The organism is Streptomyces hyderabadensis, from assembly GCF_020404845.1.
Lineage (GTDB): Bacteria > Actinomycetota > Actinomycetes > Streptomycetales > Streptomycetaceae > Streptomyces > Streptomyces hyderabadensis.
The window spans coordinates 1-1,598 of the sequence record NZ_JAIOJZ010000124.1 but is presented as its reverse complement, the minus strand read 5'-3'; the positions used below and the strand labels follow the sequence as shown (position 1 = coordinate 1,598).

The 1,598-nt window shown below is 67.2% G+C and carries 2 protein-coding genes; both read right to left on the bottom strand.

Features of this window, described 5'->3' with window-relative positions:
• Nucleotides 1–436 (bottom strand): beta-ketoacyl synthase N-terminal-like domain-containing protein (locus K7854_RS37145; RefSeq protein WP_226030969.1); only part of this gene is annotated, 436 nt, incomplete at its 3' end.
• Nucleotides 437–461: 25 nt separating this feature from the next.
• Nucleotides 462–1,598: type I polyketide synthase (locus tag K7854_RS37140; protein WP_226030968.1), on the bottom strand; the 1,137-nt coding region annotated here is incomplete at its 5' end.

Genomic DNA, 1,598 nt, shown 5'->3' with positions numbered 1-1,598 from the left:
GCGTGGCCGGGTCGATCCCCGCCCGCTCGAACGCCTCCCACGACGTCTCCAACAACAACCGCTGCTGCGGATCCATCGCCAACGCCTCACGCGGCGAAATCCCGAAAAACCCCGCATCAAAATCCGCCACACCATCCACAAACCCGCCACGGCACCCATACGTCTTACCCGGACGATCCGGATCAGGGTCAAACAACCCCTCCACATCCCAGCCACGATCCACCGGGAAACCCGAAACAACATCCGCCCCCGACACCACCACCTCCCACAACCCCTCCGGAGACACCACACCCCCCGGGAAACGACACCCCACCCCCACAATCGCAATCGGCTCGTGGGATGCCGCACGCAGGGCGTTGTTCTGCTGGCGCAGCAGTTCCGTTTCCTTCAGTGAGGCACGAAGTGCTTCGACGACCTTTTCGTTGGGCGTTGCCATGATGTGCTCCGGAATACGAGGTGGGTCAGGAGTCTTTGCCGTCGAGCGCCATGCGAATCAGGTTGTCGACGTCCATCTCATCGATGGATTCCGTCTCTTCCCCTCCCGCGGCGGTTTCTTGCTGCCGCTCCGGGTCGGCGAGTTGAAGTACCAGGTCCAGCAGGCCGGCCTCGCGGAAACGGGCCATGGGGATGGCGGAGAGGGCCTCCCGGAAGGCATCCTCCTCGGGGTCGCCCTGCTCTGCGGTGGTCCCTTCCGGCAGGATTTCCTGCCGGATCTGCTCGGCGAGCAGGGTGGAGTTCGGGTAGTCGAAGACCAGGGTGGCGGGCAGGCGCAGGCCCGTGGACGCGGTAAGGCGGTTGCGCAGTTCCACCGCGGTCAGCGAGTCGAAGCCCAGCTCGGTGAATGACCTCTTCGGGCCCACGACGTCCGGCGACGTGTGCCCGAGGACGGCTGCGACCTCCCCGCGCACCAGGTGGAGCAGGTGCCGTTCGGCTTCGGTCTCGTTCATGCCCGCGAGACGTTCGCGCAGGCCGACGGCAGTGCCGGCCTTGGTCTCCACCCGTCGGGGCCGGGTACGGACGAGTCCACCGAGCAGCGCGGGCAACGTTCCGGATTCGGCGAGGCCGCGCAGGGCGGGGAGGTTGAGCCGGACGGGGACGAGCAGGCCGTCCGTATCTCCGGTGACCGCCCGGTCGAGCAACGCCAGCCCCTCGGCCTCGCCCAGCGCCTCCGCACCGAGGCGGGCGATCCGCTGCCGGTCCGACTCCGCCAGCCCCGACGTCATCGCACTCGCCCCCGCCCACAGACCCCACGCCAGGGACAGACCGGGCAACCCATCCGCACGGCGAGCCTGGGCAAGCGCATCCAGGAACACATTCGCCGCCGCATAGTTGGCCTGCCCCGCATTCCCGAACACACCAGCCGCCGACGAGAACACCACGAACGCCGACAGATCATGCCCCCGGGTCAATTCATGCAGATGCCAGGCCGCATCCACCTTCGGACGCAGCACCGCATCGAAACGGGCCGCATCCAACGACTCCAGCACCCCGTCGTCCAACACCCCGGCCGCATGCACCACACCAGTCAGCCGACGCCCGCCCAACACCACAGCCAAGGCATCCCGGTCAGCCACATCACAGGCAACACTCTCGACAGT